At 64.2% G+C, this 20,673-nt stretch carries 25 protein-coding genes; 15 read left to right on the forward strand and 10 right to left on the reverse strand.

Features of this window, described 5'->3' with window-relative positions:
* Positions 1 to 48 precede the first annotated feature (48 nt).
* Complete coding sequence (locus tag DFO68_RS15540; RefSeq protein ID WP_166637576.1) at positions 49 to 210, reverse strand: hypothetical protein; 162 nt, start codon at positions 208 to 210, stop codon at positions 49 to 51.
* 115 nt (positions 211 to 325) lie between these two features.
* On the opposite strand from DFO68_RS15540, the gene DFO68_RS12735 reads away from it, so the two are divergent.
* The 8 genes from DFO68_RS12735 (at position 326) to DFO68_RS12770 (ending at position 4,992) form a co-directional block, all read left to right on the forward strand.
* Complete coding sequence (locus tag DFO68_RS12735; protein WP_133484021.1) at positions 326 to 598, forward strand: DUF4258 domain-containing protein; 273 nt, start codon at positions 326 to 328, stop codon at positions 596 to 598.
* 1 nt (position 599) lies between these two features.
* The gene (locus DFO68_RS12740; RefSeq protein WP_084342454.1) at positions 600 to 902 is read left to right on the forward strand and encodes a CopG family antitoxin; all 303 of its coding nucleotides are present in this window, start codon (positions 600 to 602) and stop codon (positions 900 to 902) included.
* A 98-nt stretch (positions 903 to 1,000) separates the two neighbouring features.
* Complete coding sequence (locus DFO68_RS12745; RefSeq protein ID WP_432206846.1) at positions 1,001 to 1,348, forward strand: type II toxin-antitoxin system Phd/YefM family antitoxin; 348 nt, start codon at positions 1,001 to 1,003, stop codon at positions 1,346 to 1,348.
* On the forward strand, positions 1,251 to 1,457 hold the full coding sequence (locus tag DFO68_RS12750) for a Txe/YoeB family addiction module toxin (RefSeq protein ID WP_432206847.1): 207 nt from the start codon (positions 1,251 to 1,253) through the stop codon (positions 1,455 to 1,457). The genes DFO68_RS12745 and DFO68_RS12750 overlap by 98 nt, the downstream gene beginning before the upstream one ends.
* A 69-nt stretch (positions 1,458 to 1,526) precedes the next feature.
* Complete coding sequence (locus DFO68_RS12755) at positions 1,527 to 2,897, forward strand: CHAD domain-containing protein (RefSeq protein WP_133484023.1); 1,371 nt, start codon at positions 1,527 to 1,529, stop codon at positions 2,895 to 2,897.
* Between the two features lie 97 nt (positions 2,898 to 2,994).
* On the forward strand, positions 2,995 to 3,705 hold the full coding sequence (gene nfi, locus DFO68_RS12760; protein WP_133484024.1) for a deoxyribonuclease V: 711 nt from the start codon (positions 2,995 to 2,997) through the stop codon (positions 3,703 to 3,705).
* A gap of 77 nt (positions 3,706 to 3,782) precedes the next feature.
* Entirely contained in the window at positions 3,783 to 4,328 is a 546-nt protein-coding gene (locus DFO68_RS12765; RefSeq protein WP_133484025.1) for a DUF1415 domain-containing protein, read from the forward strand.
* Positions 4,329 to 4,560: 232 nt separating this feature from the next.
* Positions 4,561 to 4,992 carry an OsmC family protein gene (locus tag DFO68_RS12770; protein ID WP_133484026.1) on the forward strand — a complete coding sequence of 144 codons (432 nt, stop codon included), beginning with the start codon at positions 4,561 to 4,563 and terminating at the stop codon, positions 4,990 to 4,992.
* Positions 4,993 to 5,101: 109 nt separating this feature from the next.
* Here the strand turns inward: DFO68_RS12770 and DFO68_RS12775 are convergent, their stop codons facing one another.
* Positions 5,102 to 5,788, reverse strand: coding sequence for a gamma-glutamyl-gamma-aminobutyrate hydrolase family protein (locus DFO68_RS12775; RefSeq protein WP_133484027.1), 687 nt, complete (start codon positions 5,786 to 5,788; stop codon positions 5,102 to 5,104).
* Positions 5,785 to 6,780 carry an amidoligase family protein gene (locus DFO68_RS12780; RefSeq protein ID WP_133484028.1) on the reverse strand — a complete coding sequence of 332 codons (996 nt, stop codon included), beginning with the start codon at positions 6,778 to 6,780 and terminating at the stop codon, positions 5,785 to 5,787. Before DFO68_RS12780 ends, DFO68_RS12775 begins: the two co-directional genes overlap by 4 nt.
* 213 nt (positions 6,781 to 6,993) lie before the next feature.
* On the opposite strand from DFO68_RS12780, the gene DFO68_RS12785 reads away from it, so the two are divergent.
* Complete coding sequence (locus DFO68_RS12785; protein WP_133484061.1) at positions 6,994 to 9,252, forward strand: mechanosensitive ion channel domain-containing protein; 2,259 nt, start codon at positions 6,994 to 6,996, stop codon at positions 9,250 to 9,252.
* Between the two features lie 196 nt (positions 9,253 to 9,448).
* Entirely contained in the window at positions 9,449 to 10,231 is a 783-nt protein-coding gene (locus DFO68_RS12790; protein WP_133484029.1) for an SDR family NAD(P)-dependent oxidoreductase, read from the forward strand.
* A 181-nt stretch (positions 10,232 to 10,412) separates the two neighbouring features.
* Here DFO68_RS12790 and DFO68_RS12795 read toward each other — a convergent pair whose 3' ends face one another.
* A complete protein-coding gene (locus DFO68_RS12795) occupies positions 10,413 to 11,153 on the reverse strand; it encodes a dienelactone hydrolase family protein (protein WP_133484030.1) in 741 nt (246 codons plus the stop codon).
* 488 nt (positions 11,154 to 11,641) lie between these two features.
* On the opposite strand from DFO68_RS12795, the gene DFO68_RS12800 reads away from it, so the two are divergent.
* The 3 genes from DFO68_RS12800 (at position 11,642) to DFO68_RS12805 (ending at position 12,989) form a co-directional block, all read left to right on the forward strand.
* Complete coding sequence (locus tag DFO68_RS12800) at positions 11,642 to 12,298, forward strand: hypothetical protein (RefSeq protein WP_133484031.1); 657 nt, start codon at positions 11,642 to 11,644, stop codon at positions 12,296 to 12,298.
* Positions 12,299 to 12,417: 119 nt separating this feature from the next.
* Positions 12,418 to 12,552, forward strand: a complete 135-nt coding sequence (locus DFO68_RS15955) for a hypothetical protein (protein WP_279512838.1) — start codon at positions 12,418 to 12,420, stop codon at positions 12,550 to 12,552.
* On the forward strand, positions 12,549 to 12,989 hold the full coding sequence (locus DFO68_RS12805) for a DUF411 domain-containing protein (RefSeq protein ID WP_133484032.1): 441 nt from the start codon (positions 12,549 to 12,551) through the stop codon (positions 12,987 to 12,989). The genes DFO68_RS15955 and DFO68_RS12805 overlap by 4 nt, the downstream gene beginning before the upstream one ends.
* Positions 12,990 to 13,004: 15 nt before the next feature.
* On the opposite strand, the gene cdd is transcribed toward DFO68_RS12805, so the two are convergent.
* The 5 genes from cdd to DFO68_RS12830 form a co-directional block, all read right to left on the reverse strand.
* Entirely contained in the window at positions 13,005 to 13,430 is a 426-nt protein-coding gene (gene cdd, locus DFO68_RS12810) for a cytidine deaminase (protein WP_133484033.1), read from the reverse strand.
* Positions 13,427 to 14,161 carry a purine-nucleoside phosphorylase gene (gene deoD, locus DFO68_RS12815; RefSeq protein ID WP_133484034.1) on the reverse strand — a complete coding sequence of 245 codons (735 nt, stop codon included), beginning with the start codon at positions 14,159 to 14,161 and terminating at the stop codon, positions 13,427 to 13,429. The genes cdd and deoD overlap by 4 nt, the downstream gene beginning before the upstream one ends.
* 31 nt (positions 14,162 to 14,192) lie before the next feature.
* Positions 14,193 to 15,533, reverse strand: a complete 1,341-nt coding sequence (gene deoA, locus DFO68_RS12820; RefSeq protein WP_133484035.1) for a thymidine phosphorylase — start codon at positions 15,531 to 15,533, stop codon at positions 14,193 to 14,195.
* The gene (gene deoC, locus DFO68_RS12825) at positions 15,533 to 16,309 is read right to left on the reverse strand and encodes a deoxyribose-phosphate aldolase (protein ID WP_133484036.1); all 777 of its coding nucleotides are present in this window, start codon (positions 16,307 to 16,309) and stop codon (positions 15,533 to 15,535) included. The genes deoA and deoC overlap by 1 nt, the downstream gene beginning before the upstream one ends.
* Positions 16,310 to 16,395: 86 nt before the next feature.
* Positions 16,396 to 17,664 (reverse strand): NupC/NupG family nucleoside CNT transporter, encoded by a 1,269-nt coding sequence (locus DFO68_RS12830; RefSeq protein WP_133484037.1) that lies wholly within the window; start codon positions 17,662 to 17,664, stop codon positions 16,396 to 16,398.
* 130 nt (positions 17,665 to 17,794) lie between these two features.
* Between DFO68_RS12830 and DFO68_RS12835 the strand changes: the two genes are divergently transcribed.
* Together DFO68_RS12835 and DFO68_RS12840 are read left to right on the forward strand one after the other, a co-directional pair.
* Positions 17,795 to 18,529: a DeoR/GlpR family DNA-binding transcription regulator gene (locus DFO68_RS12835; RefSeq protein ID WP_133484038.1), complete on the forward strand. Its 735-nt coding sequence runs from the start codon at positions 17,795 to 17,797 to the stop codon at positions 18,527 to 18,529.
* Positions 18,530 to 18,648: 119 nt separating this feature from the next.
* Positions 18,649 to 19,332 (forward strand): CBS domain-containing protein, encoded by a 684-nt coding sequence (locus tag DFO68_RS12840; protein ID WP_133484039.1) that lies wholly within the window; start codon positions 18,649 to 18,651, stop codon positions 19,330 to 19,332.
* Positions 19,333 to 19,429: 97 nt separating this feature from the next.
* On the opposite strand, the gene DFO68_RS12845 is transcribed toward DFO68_RS12840, so the two are convergent.
* On the reverse strand, positions 19,430 to 20,569 hold the full coding sequence (locus DFO68_RS12845; protein WP_133484062.1) for an aminotransferase class V-fold PLP-dependent enzyme: 1,140 nt from the start codon (positions 20,567 to 20,569) through the stop codon (positions 19,430 to 19,432).
* Positions 20,570 to 20,673: the final 104 nt, after the last annotated feature.

Consider the following 20,673-nt stretch of genomic DNA (forward strand, 5'->3'; position numbering starts at 1 on the left):
GGCGCTCGTCGGAGTACTTCATCGGAACCTCGTCACGCCCCACAGGGTTCAGAGTCTAACAGCCGCTGAGGCTCCAACTAGCTTGACAGTGGGGGGGAAACGACCGTCGAGGCTGTCGACGCCGGCAAGCTCGATGCACTGGCCGATGATCGAGAGGCCGGCATGGCTGGTGAGGGTGCGACCACTGGCGCGGAATTTGACGTTGGGCATGGTAGGCTACGGGTGAAGGGCTGGTTGAGCTATATTGCCATGCAGGTCAGTGGGTTAGAAGTGTTTTTAGGTACCGGGCTCACGGATTCAGGACACAGTCTGCTAGACTCGTCCCATGAAGCAAATTAACTGGAATGCTGAAAAGAACCAGCAGTTGATGAGCGAGCGCGGAGTTTCCTTCGAAGATGTCCTGTTTGCTCTTCAGTCTGGTGGTTTACTTGATGATGGACCTCACCCCAACAGGGACAAGTATCCGAATCAACGCCTGCTTGTGGTTCGGATTGACGATTACGCCTGGCTGGTGCCGTACGTCGAGAATGATAGAGAGATCTTTCTCAAAACGGTCATCCCCAGTCGCAAGGCCACCAAGACATTTCTAGGGGGGTAGCATGGCCAAGACCAAATTGGATCCCGAAGAGCAAGAGCTGCTGGAGGCATACGAATCCGGGGAGTTCGAGTCAGATCTGGATGCCGATCGTCGAGAGTACCTGACGAAGGCAGCGGAAGAAACGTTTAAGAAAGATAAGCGGATAAATATACGCATCTCCAGTCGCGACCTGGAGGCACTTCAACGTCGGGCGTTGGAAGAGGGGCTTCCTTACCAGTCCCTCGTTTCTAGTGTCCTGCACAAGTATGTTTCCGGCGGCCTCAAGGACATCTCTGCTAACAAGTCAGGCCAGCGGACGCGCTAATGCGCGCCGCTGCCTTCTGCGTTATGCAAAGCGTTCGCCTTGACGTACGTACCTATAGGCGTACGCTTAGTGGGAATTGAACATGCAAGAGGTGCGTCATGACCGGAATCACAGCAACTGAGGCACGCAGCAACCTTTATCGGTTAATTGACGAGACCGCCGAATCCCATCAACCTATCGTCATAATGGGCAAGCGGAAAAAAGCCGTCCTGGTTTCGAGGAAGATTGGTTCGCAATCCAGGAAACACGTTATCTGCTCTCTATACCCCGTATGCGGGAGTCTGTTCGTGAGGGTATGGAAATCACGGTGGGTAAATGCGATGAGGAGCTGGACTGGTGACATGGAAGTTGGTTTACATCAAGCAAGTCCAGAAAGATGCAAAGAAGTTAACCTCCAGCGGCCTCAAACCAAAAGCTCAGGAACTGTTAGCGCTGATAGCGAATGATCCATACCGCAAGCCGTCTGCGTTTGAGAAGCTTATTGGTGATCTTGCAGGGGCCTATTCATGCCGCATCAATATAAACCATTGGCTGTTTATGCATCGAGTGGTATAGGTTTTTCCTGTGGGTCGAGTTGACCCGTTGGATCACTCCTTTGAATCGGTTTGCGTCTGGGAGCTTAAGATGCTGGAACTCTACTTGATGCGCCATGCCAAGGCCAAACGGGCGCAAGGTGGCATGGCCGATCATCAGCGGCCATTACGCAAGCGGGGCAGGCGGCAAGCGGCCGCCATGGCACACGCGCTACAGCGCTGGCAGGCGCTGGAGGGCGAGATCCACGTCAGTGATGCGGCGCGTACGCGGGAGACCCTTGACGAGATCGCCAAGCAGCTTTCTGAACCCTCCCTGGTCGAACGGGCGTGCTTTGATGAGGCCCTCTACACTTTCGATGCCCAGGCGCTGCTGGCGTGGTTGAAAGCCCTGCCAGACGAGGTTGAGAGAGTGCTGGTGATCGGCCACAACCCGGCGCTGCTGGAGTTGGCCCGTTGGCTCTGCGCGGAGGCTCCCAGCGAGCTCACCACCGGCAGCCTGTTGCACCTTTCATTGCCGGATACGCCTTGGCAGTCGCTGGAACACCATGCTGCGGAGAACGTGAACTGCCTGACACCGGAGCAGGCCAGTCATGCACTCTTCAAGCGCAAGGCCCCTGCGAAACCGTCCCTGCACAAGGCCAGCCTGGCCAAGCGCATTCGCGGTCAGCTGGAGCACCAGTATCTGATGGTCAGGGTCCTGGAGCCGGGGGTGGCGGCCGGTATCGACCCCGAATTCCTGCACCAGTATCGGGTCAACCTGCGCCGCAGTCGTGCGATCGGCCAGTCCGTGTGGGCTGCCATCAAGGTGCCCGGCTTGAAGAAGCGCTTGAAACACCTCAAGCACCGCGCCCAGGCCACCAGTGACCTGCGTGACCTGGATGTCTTTCTGGAAAGCCTGAGCGAGGCCCCGCCGCCGCTGACATCATATTCCTGTCAGGCCCTCGAGCGTTGGTTGCTGAACCGCCGAGACGAGGAGCATGCTGCGCTTTGCCAACAGCTGGTCACCCCCGACTATGCCGAGGAGATGCAGGCCTGGCGGGACTTTATCTCCTCCGGGAACTTTCGCAAGATCCTGCGCAAGCTTTCGTCGGAGCGCATCGAGGCGGTACTGGCCGAGCGCATCGCCCGTCATGATAGCGACCTGGCAGCCCTCTCCAGCGACTCCCCTGACGCAGCTTTCCACGAGCTGCGCAAGGTCGTCAAACGTATCCGCTATCTGGCCGAGCTGGACCCGAAACGCCACCGTACTTTCCTGTCGAAATTGAAGCGCCGTCAGAGTCTGCTCGGCGACATTCAGGACTTGTGTACGCGACAGGCCTGGATCGAGGCCTTCAGTGCAAGTTCTCGCAACGCTCCCAGGCGGGTGCAGGAGTGTGCTGCCTGGCGCGGCGCCCTCGAGAAGCAGAAGCACTCGCTGCGAGAAGATGTGGTGGCGCTGGCGCCACTGACAGACGTTTACTGAGAATCGCTCAAGCGCTGACCAACTTCGCTCGGCTGATGGCGTTGCCTATCGACCCCCACCGGGATCGACGCCGGAATGCAGCTGTTCAGGAGTCCCCATGCCGACGGTACGTCTTCACGACTGGAACCTCGCCCCTGTTGATGCCATCGCCCTGCAGAAGCGCCTGGCCGGGTGCGTGGAGCGGACCGATCGCCTGGATCCGGTTCGCCATCTCGCCGGCGTGGATATCGGCTTCGAGCAGAATGGTGCGATCACCCGGGCGGCGGTGGTGGTGCTGGCCTGGCCGCCGGGTGCGTCAGGCGAGTTCGAGCCGGCCACCCTGGAGCTGGAGATAGTGGAGCAGGTGGTGCATCGCGAGCCGACGCGCATGCCCTATGTGCCGGGGCTGCTGTCGTTTCGCGAGGTGCCGGCGGCACTGGCGGCCTTCGACCAACTAACGGTGACGCCGCAACTGGTGATGGTGGACGGCCAGGGCATCGCCCATCCGCGGCGCATCGGTGTGGCCAGCCACCTGGGGCTTTGGCTCGACCTGCCCACCATCGGTGTGGCCAAGTCGCGGCTGTGTGGCCGCCACGGCGAGCCCGGGCCGGCGCGGGGCAACTGGACGCCGCTGGTGGATGGTCCGCAGGACGAAGTGATCGGCGCGGTGCTACGCTCGCGGGTGAAGGTGAAACCGATTTTCGTCTCGCCTGGGCACCGGGTGTCGTTGCCCACGGCGCTCGAGTGGGTCACGGCCTGCCTGGGGCGTACCAAGCTGCCAGAGCCGACCCGGCTGGCTGATCGCCTGGCCTCGCGGCGGGGCGAGTAGGAGCTGGCCGCCTGGCTATATGGCCATGCCGGGTTTTGTTTCTTTCATTCGCTCACTTCCTTTTGACCGAGGCGACCATGACTGCATTTTCCGATCCACTTGTCGCCACCCGTGCCTGGGTGGAGAGCTTCGTGGTTGCCCGCGACGTCTGCCCCTTTGCCGGTCGCGAGGTGGCTCGCGAGCGCATCCGCTACCTGGCGGTGCCGGCCCGAGATCGTGAGGCGGCATTGCTGGCGCTGTTCGATGCCTGCCGCCACCTGGATGAGACGTCCGAGGTGGAGACCACCCTGCTGGTGCTCAGCGAGGGGCTCGACGACTTCGACGACTACCTGGATCTGCTGGAGGTCGCCGAGGCGCTGCTGGCCGAGCAAGGCTATGAAGGCACCTACCAGCTGGCGAGCTTCCACCCCGACTATGTCTTCGCTGATACCCAGCCGGACGATCCTGCCAATTTTACCAACCGTTCGCCCTTCCCGATGTGGCATCTGCTGCGCGAGGCAAGCGTGGAGCGGGCCCTGGCCTACCACCCGGACCCGGCAGGCATTCCCGAGGGCAATATCGCGGCGATGCGTGCGCTGGGCCACCCGTCCCTCTTCGCTGCCCTGGCCAGGTTACGCGGCTAGGTGGCAGCGCCGAGCCTAGACAATATCCAGTGGCGGCTTACGGCTCGGCGCCGGAATGCATGCTGGGGGAAGCCGGCATGGGAGTCTCCTGTCGTCAGCCTTCCTGACATAGTTTTCATTGAATCTGGGCGCTGGCCCTCACCGATACAATCGACCTTGTGTCGGGGCTCGGATAGCTCCATGGTATAGGGTGTAGCGGTAATGGTTCATTCCTCAACGAGAAGGAGACGACATGAGCATCCACAAATCCGGCAGCGCCGTCTGGCAGGGAGGCCTCAAGGATGGCAAGGGGACGGTATCCACCCAGAGCGGCGTGATCCAGGATATTCCCTACAGCTTCGCCAAGCGCTTCGAGGGTGAGGCGGGGTCCAACCCTGAGGAGCTGATCGGCGCCGCTCATGCCAGCTGCTACTCCATGGCACTCTCCATGATCCTGGGCGAGGACGGCCTGACGGCCGAGCGTATCGACACCGAGGCCAAGGTAACGCTGGATCAGGTTGAGGGCGGATTCGCGATTACCAAGGTGCATCTGAGCACCGTGGCGAAGATTCCCGATACCGACGAAGCGACCTTCAAGGCGGCGGCCGACAAAGCCAAGGCGGGGTGTCCGGTCTCCAAGCTGTTCAATGCCGAGATCACCCTGGATGCCAAGCTGGAAAACTGAACTTGGCGCCGGTCGCATGGGCTAAAGCATGCTGAATAGCGCCGGTGCCGCCGCAAGGTGGCTCCGGCGTCTTGTTGGAGAAGGGAGTAGCTGCCTGCTCTGGGCCGGGCTACGGCGTAGGCATGCTGCGCTGGGCAGCAGCCACCAGGGCGCGGATTAGCCGTTGCTGGGGGCGGTTGAAGATCAGCCACTCGGGATGCCACTGCACGCCGATCAGGAACTCATGATCGCGGGATGCGATGCCCTGCACCAGGCCATGGCGATCCCGGGCGACGATCTCGATGCCTGTCCCGGTGCGTTGCACAGCCTGGTGGTGCAGGCTGTTGATACGACACCAGCTTACTTTGAGGATGCGATGCAACTGGCTGTCGGCAACGATGTCCACGGTCTTGCGGGGCAGCACGGTGCGTCGCCGCTTGAGCCCTTCATGGGTGGTGTAGATGTCTGGGTCCAGGGTGCCGCCCTGGTAGATATTGATCAGCTGGGCGCCGCGGCAGATACCCAGCACCGGCTTGCCCAGCGGAATGAAGTGTTTTAGCAGCTCGAGCTCGAGCTCATCGCGCTGTGGGTCGACGCGCACATCCAGCTGTACCTCGGCATCGTAGAGGTGGGCCTGGATGTCGTCGCCGCCGCCGATAATCAGGCCATCGAGCGTCTCCGGGAAAGGACGTGAGGGCGATAGCCGCCGCGGTCGGCCACCATGGCGCCAAACGGCAAACCAGTCGAACCACCAGGCGATCCGGCTTTTGGCATCGGAGGTGGTGATGCCGATCAAGGGGCGTTTGTTGCCGCTCATTGGCGAGATACCCAGCGGCGCAGGCGGGTCAGCCAGCGGCGCGGTGCGGATGGACGGTGGCGGGCGAGAAACTGCGCGCTGCGCTCGGCCAGGGTCTCCGGGGTAGTGGCCAGTCGTTCGACCTCCAGCCAGCGGTTCCACTCCGTGACTGCCCCCCAGCCGGGTTCCGAGAGCTGGGCATTAGGCAGGCGGTAATGGAAGGTCGGGCGTGCCTTGACCAGCTTGTTGCTCAGCAGCGCATGGGTATGGTCGGGGCGTAGATAGGCGAACAACGGGAAGAGATCCAGCTCGCGATTGCGGGTCGGGTTGTCGGCTAGGTAGTCGTCGATCAGGGTGTCGAGGTTCGGATCATAGTCCGGGTCGAGCACCCTCAGGGCGTAGGCCCGGGGAAAGGGGTTGGCATGTGGCAGCACCTCGCGGGTGATGTCCACGTGGATCTGTTCGCGCAGCCAGGCGGCGCTCAGCAGGTAGGCGCGCAGGTAGGCCAGCAGGCTTTCGACCTCGAAGTGTGCTACCTCAGGGTTGAGGTGCAGGCCAAAGCCGTAGAGCAGGCTTGCCTCGGTGCCCTTGGCTCCATGCAGGCGCAGCCCCTCGATGAGAACGTCGAGGTCGTCCAGTTCGTGCCAGGGCACCGGCGGGCAGACGATCTCGGTGGGTACCAGGCCGGTGACCACGTCACCGATCAGCTCTCGGGTGCGGGCGTGGAAGTCCAGGCGCATGCGCGCCCATTCACTGTCGCCGGCGGCCTCGGCCTCTACCAAGGCCTGGTCCGGGTGGGCATACTGGGTGTCGAGTTCGATGCCGAAGTTGCCCCAGCGGCTGCCGGTGACCTTCAGGCGATGAGGACTATCTCCTTCGATTTCACCACCGAACAGCCGGCACACTAACTCGGCCGTCTGACGCGGCGGGAGGCCGGCGAACTCAATTTCGACGCCGACGCGACGCGACTCGCCGTCGGTATTGCAGGGTTCGGGTGGCGGTTGCGGCGTCATGACGGCATCCTGTAGGGCATGTTGTCGGCAGCCTACCATACTGCCGCGGTAATCATGGAGTCGGCCTGGCCACGTGCTACTTTCCCCCTCGCCAGCCAGCCCATAGCATAACCAGATACTCGGGAGAGGAGATGTTAGGGAGTCGAGAGAGTGCCTGAAGCGTACCGCAAGCGCAGAGCCCAGCACGGCCTTCTTCGCTGGCTGCCGTTGGTGATGCTGCTGCTGTGCTCTATGGCATCGGCGCAGTCCTCGCTATTGTCCGAGCTGACACCAGGTAACGGAAACACGCCAGCCAGCCATGATCCCCAGGCCTTCCAGGCCTCGCTGGACGAGGTGATCAGCACTCTTGAAGATGCCAAGCAGCGAGAGGCTTTGCTGGAGAGCCTGCGCCAGCTGAAGAAGGCCCATGATCCGCTCGCCGCGGAGACCGGCATCACGCGTCCTCAGGGCCTGCTCGGCGCCCTGGCCGATACTATCAATGATCTCGGCGAACAGGCCGATTCCGGTCAGTCACCAATGGACGAGTGGCGACGCCAACTAAAGCAGGGTTGGTCCGACCTGGTGGCGCTGACGGTGCAGACTGGCAATTCCGAGTTGCTGCGCTTCGTCATCGAGCTGACCGTGCTGCTGGTGATCTGGGCTGGGCTGCTGGTGATCCTGATCGCCCTTGGGCGGTGGCTGGCCAAGCGGCGTGGCTGGCCCCTGGATCTGCCCCGCGAGCCCAGGGCCTGGCTGCTGGTGGTACATTTCCTGCGTCGCATGCTGCCCTGGGCGCTGGCCTTCCTGCTGATGCTGGGTATCGCCCAGCTGGTGCCGCAGAGCGCCGGGCGCATCGCGGCCCTGGTGATCGCTTATGTGGCATTATGTGGTCGTACTCTATCGGTGGTGGTGGAGATCGTGATCTCAGTCTTTACCAACGGCCATCGTTTCATCGCCGTGCAGATTTTGCATCAGCAGAGCCTTAGACCGCTGTTTATCATCGGCGCCTTGATTGCACTGGGCGATGCCTTCAACTCCGCGCGCCTCTCGGAACTCATCGGCAACGACCTGGCAAGCCTGATGTCGGTGCTGGCCAACGTGCTGGCGGCAATGATCAGTGGGCGCTTCATTCTGCGCTTCAAGCGCCCCATCAAGCACCTGATTCGCAATCGCCCCTATACCCTGCGGCGTGACAGGGGCAGCGCCTCGGAGGTAGTTCGGCTGGTCGGCGGCCTGTGGCACGTGCCGGCGCTGCTGCTGGTGGGAGGCTCGCTGCTGGCGATCTTCGTTACCGTGGGCGACGTGGGCACGGCGCTGGCCCGCTCTATCGTCTCGGCCTCTCTGCTGGTGCTGACACTGGTGGTTACCGGCCTGATCCGCCGGCATGGCGAGCGTCGCGCCAAGCGTCGGCGGCTCAGCGACTATCGCCGGCGCCTGGAACGCTTCGGTTATACCCTGGCTCATGTACTGGCCTGGATCGCCTTCGCCGAGCTTTCGCTGCAGGTCTGGGGGGCCTCGCTGATCGGCATCGGCCAGCAGGGGGTGGCCAGCGTGCGTATCGGCCAGGCCCTGCTGGCCATCGGCTTCACGGTGCTGCTGGCCTGGCTGATCTGGATCTTCGCCGACACCGCCATCCAGCGCGCCCTGACCAGCCCGGCGCGGGCTCGCGGGCGTCGGGTCAACCTGGCCCGGGCGCAGACCATCACGCCGATGATCCGCAATATCATCTTCGCCACCATCGTGATCGTTGCCGCCATCGTCGGCCTGGCCAACCTGGGGGTGAACGTCACGCCGCTGCTGGCCGGTGCCGGGGTGATCGGCCTGGCCGTCGGCTTCGGGGCCCAGACCCTGGTGCAAGACCTGATCACCGGCATCTTCATCCTCATCGAGGATTCGCTGGCGGTGGATGACTTCGTCAAGATCAACGGCCACATGGGCACCGTCGAGGGGCTGACCCTGCGTACCGTGCGCCTGCGCGACCTGGACGGCATCGTGCATATCATCACCTTCAGTCGCATAGAATCCATTCACAACATGTCGCGCCAGTTCGGCATCGCCTTGATGCGGATTCGTGTGCCCTTCGACATGAAGATCGACGACGCTACCACGCTGATACAGGAGACCGCCCAGGCGCTGCGCCAGGACCCGATGATGCGCCACTACATCTGGTCGCCGCTGGAGATGCAGGGCGTCGACAGCTTCGAGGACGGCTGCGCCATCCTGCGCATGCGTTTTCGCACCGCCCCGGAAATGCAGTGGGACGTGTCGCGGGCCTTCAACCTGCTGCTCAAGCAACGCATGGAGTCGCAGTCCATCGATCTCGGCGTGCCGCGGCTCAGCGTCAGCATGGAAGGGCAGGGCGGCGGCCGCCTGGATGGCACCGGCGAGGACGCCGAAACGCGCGATGCCAGCGGTCGGCAGCCCGGCGAGGCCGGGGTCGCCGACCCCGCCGGCGAGACCAGTCCCCGGGGCAGTTCGCCGGATCCGGCCTAGCTGCGACCCGCTCATGGTCGAGCGCCGCGAGAGCCTTTATCCCAAGCTCTCCCATGGGCTACTCAAGGTGGCGGGAGCTGGCGTGTCGCTGCACCCATGGCGGGTGACTGCTGTCTTGACGATGCAACTCACTATAGCTACGTCGTACACGTTAGACATATTGCGGCCGACGTTAACGAAGGAAAGGAGTTATGCAATGACCGAACAGATGCTGCAAGACAAGCGCGCCCTGGTCACCGGGGCCTCGAGTGGCCTCGGCCTGGCCATGGCCGAGGCGCTGGCGGAGGCGGGCGCAACAGTCGTGCTCACGGCACGCTCGGCCGACAAGCTCGATACTGTCGTAGCGTCTCTCGCGCAACGCGGGCTTGATGTCCATGCGCAGGTGATGGACGTGCGTGACGAACACTCCATCGCCACCGCGGTGGACGAGGTGCGGCAGCGCTGGGGCGGGCTGGATCTGCTGGTCAACAATGCCGGTATCGGCATGCGCACGGTCAATCCCGACTTCCTCACCGATCCTCAGCCATTCTACCAGGTCTCCGCGGCCGCCTTTCGTGACCTCATCGACACCAACCTGACCGGCTATTTCCTGGTCGCCAAGGGATTCATGCCGCTGTTCCTGGAGCAGCGCAGAGGCAAGATCGTCAATATCACCATGAATCACGCCACCATGCGTCGCAAGGGCTTCGTGCCCTATGGCCCGTCGCGGGCCGGCGCCGAGTCGCTCTCACTAATCATGGCCGAGGATCTCCGCGAGGCGAATGTCGACGTCAACATGCTGTTGCCGGGCGGGGCCACCGAGACCGGCATGATCCCCGAGCAGCACAAGGAGGCGATCAAGGCGCAATTCGATCTGCTCAGCCCCGACGTGATGGCCGAGCCCATCGTGTTCCTGGCCTCGGATGCCAGCGACGGCCTCACCGGCGAGCGTATCGTCGCCAGTGAGTTCGACGAGTGGCGGCGTCAACTCAAGCGTTGAGCCCGTGACACTGATGTGGCCACTGTTAACGGTGTTGTCATGGGGCTTCTTGGTGAGGTTTCCGGAGGCTGTTCCAGTGGTTGTACGTAGACAGGAAAGCCCCCGCTCGAGCCAGGGGGTTGGCCGCTAATCGGGTGTTCAGCTCGTGGCTGTCCGTGTGTTCATAGGCTTCAGGGTCGCGCTACAGCGTCTCCTCCAGCAGCATAGCGAGTCGCTTGTGGTGTAGGGCATCGGCGGCCGCGTCGTAGGAAGGAGCGTCCTTGGCGGTGAAGCCGTGGGCCGCGCCCTTGTAGAGCTCGGTAGTGAAGTGCATGCCGGCCCGGGCCAGCGCCTCGTCCATGCGGGCAATCTGCTCGGGCGGCAGCAGGGCATCCTGGTCGGCATGGCCGAAATAGACTCGCGCCTTGATGGTGTCGACTACATGCACAGGGCTATCGGGGTCGTCGGCCTCTGCCAGGCGAGCCGAGTGAAAGCCGGCTGTGGCGGCCACACGACCGGGATGCTGCGCTGCCATGCGCAGCGCGAAGGCACCGGTCATGCAGTAGCCGACCACACCCAGCTTGCCGTGTCTGAACTCGGCTTCGCTATCGAGGCAGCTCAGCAGGGCGGCGAAATCTCGTGACTGTGCCTCGGGTGTCAGGCGAGCGCCATACTCGACCAGAGTCGGTCGCACGTCAGGGTCGCGAAAGGACTTGCCCTCCGGCACTACCGTCCCCGCTGCATCGCGATAGTAGAGGTTGGGCATCAGCACCGCGTAGCCGTGGTCGGCGATCCGCTGGGTCTTCTCGTGATAACAGGGGCGCAGTCCCCCGATATCGGTGAACAGCACCACGGCCGGCAGCGCACCGGTGGCGTTATCGGGCGTGACGATATGGGCATCGATGATGCCGTCAGCGGCGGGAATGTTGATGGTGCGAGACATGGGCAGGCTCCGAAGTTTCCAGAGTAAGTAACGATAGCATAGCGGCTGCTGCTCATCGCACAGGGCCTCTGGGCTCAGGTTCTCGGCCCCGAAGGGGCGGGCAGCAACGCCTGCATGTTGTACTCCTTGAGCAGCCGGCCACCACCACGCCTACCCCGCCGAGTAGGAGGATGCCCCCTATCTTGATGACGTCCAGCACTGACGCGACCTAAGTAGACATAGCGCTGGTTGGACAGCTCGCGCTGCTGCCAGTCAGCATGCTCGCCCTCCCACTGTTTCTTGAACCGGGACTCTACACCTATCCTTCATACACAAGACTTGAGCTTGACTCGAAGACAAGCTGAACAAAGCAAAAAATAGTGTCAATCCATATCACGCCTTGACATTGGGCCCACCCATAGGTTGTAAGCTCATAACTGAAGCCAAAACAGCCTTTCCGGGCTGGGTAAGGCGAATTCTCTACCATCAGAAAGAAGAGAGTACAGACCATGATCAAGCACAAGCAGCTTCTCGCCATCGCTCTGGCCGCCAGCATGGGCGTCGCCGCCAGCGGTGCCGCCTCCGCGCATGGGATGCAACAGGGCCAGAACATGCCACAAGGCGACATGATGGGCGTTCAGGGCGGCATGGGACCCGGCATGATGATGGGCGGCCAGGGCGGCATGGGACCCGGCATGATGATGGGCGGCCAGGGCGGCATGGGACCCGGCATGATGATGGGCGGCCAGGGCGGCATGGGACCCGGTATGATGACGGGCGGCCAGGGCGGCATGGGACCCAGCATGATGATGGGCGGCCAGGGCGAAATGGGACCCAGCATGATGATGGGCGGTCAGGGCGGCATGGCCGGAATGCTCAACGAGGAGCAGCTGAGTTCCCTGCGCGGGATGCGCAAGGAGCACCGTTCCGCACAATTCAAACGCATGGGCGAGATGATGAACCTGCGTGACGATATGATGCTGCTGATGCAGGGAGAGCGTCCGGATCCGGATGAGGTCCAGGCTCTCCATGGCCAGATGGCTTCCCTTCATGGCGAGATGATGGCGGATAATGTCCGTATGCGTAATCGGATGCAGGACCTGCTGTCCGACAAACAGCGCGAGCAGCTGAAGCAGGACTCTTCCTCCGGCAACAACCCCCAGTGATACTCGATGCCCGCCGCCTGGCGGGCATCGCTCAGCCATCTCGCTCCATATTGCGCTGGGTCAAGGTGGTCAATCGCAGTATTGGCACATCGTGACGGATGAATAACCAGGAAATCACCATGACCGTACCGGTCACACCGTTGCACCGTACTCAAGGCGCACGCCTGCTGGCGTTGCTGATGCTGGGCCTCGGCATCGTCGCCCTGGACAAATATGTCTTCACGTTCCGTCGTCCCCAGAAGGATCGCTCATGAACCGCTTCGTCCCCACCCTCGTCTTCTCCGCCGCCCTGCTGGCCGGCGCCACCACCGCCCACGCCGCCCTGCCCGATGAGGCGACTCTCTACAAGAATCCCCAATGCGGTTGCTGTGATGGATACGCCAGCCGACTCGAAGATCTCGGTGTCGCGGTCACCATCGTCGACGACGTGCCGGTCGTGCAAGTCAAGGAGCATGCCGACCTGCCTTATGGCCTGGGCGCCTGCCACACCATCGAGATGGGTGAGTATGTGATCGAGGGACATGTGCCGCTGGCAGCGGTGGAGAGGCTGTTCGAAGAACGGCCGGCCATCGATGGCATCGGCCTGGCCGGCATGCCCATCGGTACGCCCGGCATGCCTGGTCCCAAGCAGCAGGCGTGGAACGTCTATCAGTTCAGCGGTGGCGAGGCCCGGCCATACATGACGCTTTAATGTCTATGGCGGTCGCTACTCGTCGTGCAGGGCCTGGGGGCTGAGATTTTCGGGCCCGAAGGCGTCCGGCAGCAGTGCCTGCATGTCGTACTCCTTGAGCAGCCGGCCCTCGCCGTCCACCACGCGGATGCGGGTCTCGGCGGTGGCGAACTCGCGGATGCGCTGGCGGCAGTCGCCGCAGGGCGTGCAGAGGTGCAGGCCGGGGCCGATTACCCAGACCTCGTGCAGTTGGCGTTCGCCGGCGCTGGCCATGGCGGCGATCGCCGAGGCCTCGGCGCAGATGCCCTTGTAGTGGGCCACCTCGACGTTGGCGCCGACATAGCGAGTGCCGCTTTCGCTGACCACCAGCGCGCCCACCGGATGCTGCGAGTAGGGGGCATAGGCGCGGTCGCGCACCGCCAGCAGCGCGGTGACGATGGCGGGATCGCTGGAATTGTTCATGGCGTTGCTCCCTTTGCGGCATCATCGCGCAGCACGGCATCCAGCGCGATTCGCATCATGTCGTCGAAGCTACGCTCTCGCGCGGTGCTGTGCAGGGAGTCGCCCCTGAGGATATGGTCCGAGACGGTGCAGATGGTGGCCGCGCGAGCACCGAACTCGGCGGCCACCCCAAAGAGGCCGGCAGCCTCCATCTCCACGCCGACGATGCGGTAGCGCCTGAGCAGCTCGGCGGTCTCCGGGCGCGGGTCGTAGAAGAGATCCGCCGAGAACAGGTTGCCGACCTTCACCGGCACCCCCAGCGACGCCGCGGCGCCCACCGCGTAACGGGTAAGTGTGAAGTCGGCGATGGCGGCGAAGTCCATGCCGGCGAAGCGCGTGCGGTTGACCCCGGAGTCGGTGCAGGCACCGAGGCCGATCACCACGTCGCGTACCGCCACGTCGTCGCGCACTGCGCCGCATGAACCGACGCGGATCAGTGTCCTGACGGCGTACTCGGTGATCAGCTCCTTGGCGTAGATGGAGACCGAGGGGATGCCCATGCCATGGCCCATCACCGAGATTGGCCGGCCCTGATAGCGCCCGGTGTAGCCGGCCATGTTACGCACGGTGTTTACCTGCCGAACCTCGTCGAGGAAGGTCTCGGCGATATAGGTGGCGCGCAGCGGGTCGCCGGGCATCAGCACGGTATCGGCGAAGTCACCGTGCTCGGCGTCGATATGGGGTGTGGCCATCAGTGGCCTCCCTTAGCGTTGGATGGTGCAGTCATGGGGCTTCCCGGCGGATAACGTCATGGATCAGGGGCGGGGGCGTGGCGGGGCCATCGCCTACCTTGATGGCCTTGCTGACTTGCCTGGCGGCTCGGTCGGCATCCGCGGCGCTGGCAGCGTGGATCAACGCCAGCGGACGCTGGGCGTCCACCGTTTCGTCCAGGGAGGCGATGTGTGATAGCCCGACCGCGGGGTCGATGGCCTCGCCGAGGGCACGGCGGCCGCCGCCCAAGGCCACCACGGCCAGGCCCAGGGCGCGGGTGTCGATGGCCTGGACCCGGCCCGGGTGCTCGGCATGCACCGCGCGGGTCACCGGGGCCTGGGGTAGGTAGTGGTCGGGGCGTTCGAGCAGGTCGCTGGGCCCGCCGAGGCCTGCCACCATGCGCGCGAAGCGCTCGGCGACCGCATCTGAGGCCAGTGTCTTATCCAGATGTGCCATGGCCGTCTCTCGGGAGTCGGCCAGTCGGCCGGCCAGCAGCAATTCGGCGGCCAGGTCACGGGTCACTTCCAGCAGGCGGCCATGGCGCTTCTCGCCGGTCAGCAGGCGCAGCGCCTCGCGCACCTCGAGCGCATTGCCGGCGCAGGGGGCCAGCGGCTGGCTCATGTTGGTAACCAGTGCCGTGGTCGGTGTGCCGGTCTGGCTTGCCACCTCGACGAGGGTTCGCGCCAGTCCCCTGGATGCCTCGGCGGTGGGCATGAAGGCGCCGTTGCCGGTCTTGACGTCCATCACCAGGGCGTCGAGGCCGCAGGCGAGTTTCTTGCCGAGGATCGAGCTGACGATCAACGGCAGCGATTCCACGGTGGCGGTGACGTCGCGTATCGCGTAGAGGCGACGGTCGGCCGGGGCGAGGTCGGCGGTCTGGCCGATGATCGCCACACCCACCTCGCGGACCAGGCGGCGGAAGCTGGCGGTGTCCGGGGTCACCGAATAGCCGGGGATCGCCTCCAGCTTGTCTAGGGTGCCACCGGTGTGGCCCAGGCCCCGCCCGGAGACCATCGGCACATGCCCGCCGCAGGCGGCGATCCAGGGCCCGAGCACCAGCGAGACAAGATCGCCCACGCCGCCGGTGGAGTGCTTGTCGAGCACGGGGCCGGGCAGGTCGAGGTCGGACCAGTCGAGTACCTCGCCAGAGTCGCGGATCGCCTCGGTCAGCGTCACCGTCTCTGCGGCGTTCATGCCCTTGAGAAACACCGCCATGGCCAGGGCACCCACCTGGGCATCGGAGAGGCTGCCGTCACTGATACCGGCGACCAGCTGCTCGATCGACTCGCGCTCCAGCACGCGCCCGTCGCGCTTGATGCGGATCAGCTCCGGAAGGAGAGTACGCGCTGTCATCAGAAGCCTTCGGAAGTTGCAATGCCGTCGCTGTCGTCGCGCAGGATTTGCAGCAGGTTGCCGAGCAGTCCCGATGCGCCGAAGCGAAAGTGGGCCGGGGTGATCCAGGCCACGCCCATCAGGCGTTCAGCGAGTTGCAGATAGGCCAGGGCTTCCTCGACGGTACGCACGCCGCCGGCGACCTTGACGCCTACGTCGCGACCGCTGTCACGCACGGCGAGCAGCAGTAGCTCGGTCGCTTCCAGGGTGGCATTGATGGCCACCTTGCCGGTCGAGGTCTTGAGGAAGTCGGCGCCGCCGGCGAGGGCCAATTCGCTGGCGCGGCGAATCAGCGCCGGGTCCTTGAGTTCGCCGGTCTCCAGGATCACCTTGAGCAGCGCATCGCCGGCGGCCTGCCTGCAGGCCGCCACCAGTTCATGACCGGTCGTCTCGTCGCCGGCCAGCAGGGCGCGCCAGGGGAAGACCACGTCCACCTCGTCGGCACCGCAGGCCGCGGCGGCGCGGGTCTCGCGGGCGGCGGCCATGATGTCGTCGCCGCCATGCGGGAAGTTGGTGACCGTGGCCACCTTGACGATGCCCTCGAGGCCATGCGCCTTGAGGGCTCGCCGTGCGGTGACCACGAAGGCCGGATAGATGCATACCGCCGCCGGCGTGCCGGCGGGCGTCTTCGCCTGCTGGCAGAGTGCCTCGATGGTCGCGTCGCTGTCGTCGTCGTTGAGGCTGGTGAGGTCCATCAGTGCCAGGGCCTGGCGCGCGGCCTGCTGCAGTTCGGTCATGGTAGCGTCCTATAAACGAGGAGACGGCGCCGCGCAGGGACGCGGTACCTGTCTGGCGTCTCGGCGGGTGTGTCGATCGCCATGTTTCAGCCACCCAGGGCGAGGAAGAAGCCGGCGAGGGTGGCTGACATCAGGTTGGAGAGGGTGCCAGCCAGCACCGCTTTGAGGCCAAAGCGGGCGATTTCGTGGCGGCGGTTCGGCGCGATGCTGCCCAGGCCGCCGAGCAGGATGGCGATGGAGGAGAGGTTGGCGAAGCCGCACAAGGCGAAGGAGAGGATCGCCGCGGTGTGCGCCGACAGTGCCTTGCCGGTAGCGGCGACCACCTGCTCGCCATCCAGATAGGGGGCCAGGTTGATATAGGCCACGAACTCGTTGACCACCAGCTTTTGGCCGATGAAGGAGCCGGCTAGCGTTGCTTCCTGCCAGGGCACGCCGAGCAGGAAGGCCAGCGGCGAGAACAGCCAGCCGAGGATCCACTCCAGGCTCAGCGACTCGATGCCGAACCAGCCGCCCAGCCCGCCCAGCATGCCATTGAGCAGGGCGATCAGGCCGATGAAGGCAAGCAGCATGGCGCCGACGTTGGCGGCCAGCTTGAGCCCCGAGGTGGCTCCTGCCGCAGCGGCGTCCAGCACGTTGCTGGGCTTGTCCTCGTGCTCCTCCAGCTCCTCCTCGACCTTCGAGACGCTGTCCTCGGGCTCTCGGGTCTCGGGCATGATCAGCTTGGCGAACAGCAGCCCGCCGGGGGCGGCCATGAAGGAGGCGGCCACCAGGTACTCCATGGGGATGCCCAGCGCGGCGTAGCCGGCCAGTACCGAACCGGCCACCGAGGCCAGCCCACCACACATCACCGCGAACAGCTGCGATGGGGTCATGCGGGCAATGAAGGGACGCACCACCAGCGGTGCTTCGGTCTGGCCGACGAAGATGTTAGCGGTGGCGGAAAGCGACTCGGTGCGCGAGGTGCCCAGCGTCTTCTGCAGGGCCCCGCCGAGGAGGCGAATCACCCACTGCATGATGCCCAGGTAGTAGAGCACCGCCGTCAACGAAGAGAAGAAGATGATCACCGGCAGCACCCGGATGGCGAATACGAAGCCGACGCTGTCGACATTGGCCAGGCCACCGAACAGGAAGTCGATACCGTCGTTGGCATAGAGCACCACCTGGCTGACGCCATCGGACACGGTCTTGAGCACCACCTGGCCGACAGGTACATAGAGCACGAAGGCCCCGATGCCGGCCTGGATGGCGAAGGCGCCGACCACGGTTCTCATGCGGATAGCGCGGCGCTCTGTGGAGAAGAGGAGGGCGATGGTCACGAGAGTCACTATCCCTACCAGGCTCATGAAGAGGGTCATGGGGGGCACCTATCTGACTGGGTGGCCTGAGGTGACAGGCATGTGGAGAAAGGCCAGGTGAAATTTATCGCATCAAGTGTTATTTTTCTAACCATTTTTCCTTGTCACCCGGTTGGGAGTGTTACCGGACATGAACGAACGCGCTGCTCGGCGCCTCGCCCGGCTGAGTGACGCCCTGGCTCGAGGCGGGAGCCTGCGCCTGCGGGATGCCGCGGACCTGTGCGGTGTCTCGGAGATGACCATTCGCCGCGATCTGGCCGCCGGGGAGGGCAGCCTCAAGCTGATGGGTGGCCACCTGGTCCGCAGCGACGACCCCCGTTATGCGCCGGTCTACGACCTGGCGGCCCAGCAGGATCGCCATGCCGAGCCCAAGCACCGGCTCTGCGAGCGGGCGGCGCGCCGCATTGCGCCCGGCGACACCCTGTTCATCGACTGCGGCACGACGCTGATGCCACTGGCCGCCGGCTTGCCGGGCGATTATTCGCTGACGGTGGTGACCTATGCGCTGAACGTGGCCAATGCGGTGAGTGTGTTGCCGGGGGTGCGCCTGATCCTGCTGGGCGGGGTTTACCATGGCTCCTCGCGCTCCTTCGCCAGCGAAGCCATGGGCGATGCCATCGGTCGGCTAGGCATCAACAAGGCCTTCCTCTCCGCGGCGGGGGTTCACCGCAAGAAGGGCCTGAGCTGCTTCCACTTCCACGAGGTGGCCCCCAAGCAGGCGGCGATCGCCACGGCCGCGCATCGCCTGCTGGTGGTGGACGCGAGCAAGTGGGGGGTGATCCGCCCGGCGCGCTTCGCCGGGCTCGAGGAGGTCGACGAGGTCATCACCGACGGTGAGTTCGCCGCGCAGGACGCACCGCCATGACGCGGGCGGCCGAAACCTGTCCCCGATCAAGGCAGGTCGGGAAAAGGATTGCTAGGTTGTAAGTTGTAAAAGTACCTAACACCCATTTACTGCTCGCTCATCATCCGGAGACCGTGTCCATGCAAGCCGCAGATGTCATGACCCCCAACGTGATCACCGTCACCCCCGACAGTGACGTCGGCGAGATCGCCAGCCTGCTGCTCGAGCACGGCATCAGTGCCGTGCCGGTGGTAGATGCCGACGACAAGGTGCTCGGCATTGTCAGCGAGGGGGATCTGATGCGCCGGATCGAGAACGACACCGACCAGCACAGGTCCTGGTGGCTAAAGCTGCTCAGTGGGGGCGGCAATGCCGTGGACTACGTAAAGAGCCATGGCCGCAAGGCCAGCGAGATCATGACGCCGCACCCGCTCACCGTCAGCGAGGACGAGCCGCTGCACCGCATCGCCTCATTACTGGAGAAGCGCCATATCAAGCGGGTGCCGGTGGTGCGGGATGGCAAGCTGGTAGGTATCGTTAGCCGCTCCAACCTGCTGCGCGGTTTGTCGGTGGGCCGCCAGTCGGCCGGTGGTACCGACGATCGGGCGATCCGCGACGCCATCCTCAAGGAGGTGGACGAGAACACCGGGGTGATGGTCGACCGGCTCAACATCATCGTCGCCGATGGCAAGGTGCAGCTCTGGGGCCTGGTAGACAGCAAGGAACAGCGCCAGGCTGTGCAGGTCGCGGCGGAGAACATCGACGGCGTGACCGAGGTGGAGAACAACCTCGGCTTCATGCCCCGTGGCGTGGGTGGCTACTGAGCCGCGTCGATCGGGCATACGACAGCGGGGCGGCCATCCGGCCGCCCCGCGTCCGTTGAGGCAAGCTGTCCGCGCCGGAATAAGGCGCGCGGCACGTTTAGTCTGAGTCGCGGCCCTGTACCTTCACCAGGGCCGTCTCCAGACTCTCGACGGTGCGCTGCGGGTGGTGAAGCTTGTCGAGGCCGAACAAGCCGATGCGGAAGGCGCGATAGTCGTTGCCTTCGTCACACATCAAGGGCACCCCGGCGGCCACCTGGACCCCGGCGGCCAGGAACTTGCTGACAATGGCCTCGTCATCGGTGTAGCAGACCACTACGCCGGGGGCTTCGAAGCCCGGGGCCGCGACGCTGGCAAAGCCGTGCTTGGCGAGCATCTCGCGCACGCGTCGCCCCACTTCCCACTGCTCGTCACGCACCTTGTTTAAGCCATACTGCCGGGTCTCGCGCATCACGTCGCGCAGCCGACGCAGGCCGTCGGTGGGCAGGGTGGCGTGATAGGCGTGGCCACCAGCCTCGTAGGCTTCCATGATTGACAGCCACTTCTTCAGATCGCAGGCGAAGCTGGTGCTGGTGGTCTCCTCGATGATCTCCCGGGCCGCGGGCGAGAGCATGACCATGCCGCAGCAGGGGCTGGCGCTCCAGCCCTTCTGCGGGGCACTGATCAGCACATCGACTCCGACATCCTGCATGTCGACCCACAGCGTGCCGGAGGCAATGCAGTCGAGCACGAAAAGCCCACCCAGTTCGTGGATGGCATCGGCGATCTGGCGCAGGTAGTCGTCCGGCAGCAGCATGCCCGAGGCGGTTTCCACGTGGGGAGCGAAGACGATATCAGGCTGCTGGTCATGGATCGACGCGACCACGTCCTCGATGGCAGGCGGGGCGAAGGGTGAGGTCGGGTCATCCTCGTCGAGGCGACGCGCCTTGAGCACACTGACCTCGGCGGGGATCTTGCCCATCTCCAGTATCTGGCTCCAGCGATAGCTGAACCAGCCGTTGCGGATCACCAGGCAGCGACGATCCTTGGCGAACTGGCGTGCCACGGCTTCCATGCCGAAGGTACCGCTGCCGGGGACGATTACCGTCGAGTGGGCATTGTACACCTCCTTCAGGGTGGAGGAGATGTCGCGCATCACGCCCTGGAAGCTCTTCGACATGTGGTTCAGTGAGCGATCGGTGTAGACCACCGAGTACTCGAGCAGCCCATCGGGGTCGACATCGGGAAGCAAGCCGGCCATTTCGTTCTCCGTGTAGATGTTTCGGGCCTGCTGCATTCAGGCCGTCTGTCCCCCGAGGATATTCCGATTCCCTCTGTCGGGCCAGCCACAGGATCAACCCTGGA

Source organism: Halomonas ventosae (assembly GCF_004361885.1).
GTDB lineage: Bacteria > Pseudomonadota > Gammaproteobacteria > Pseudomonadales > Halomonadaceae > Halomonas > Halomonas ventosae_C.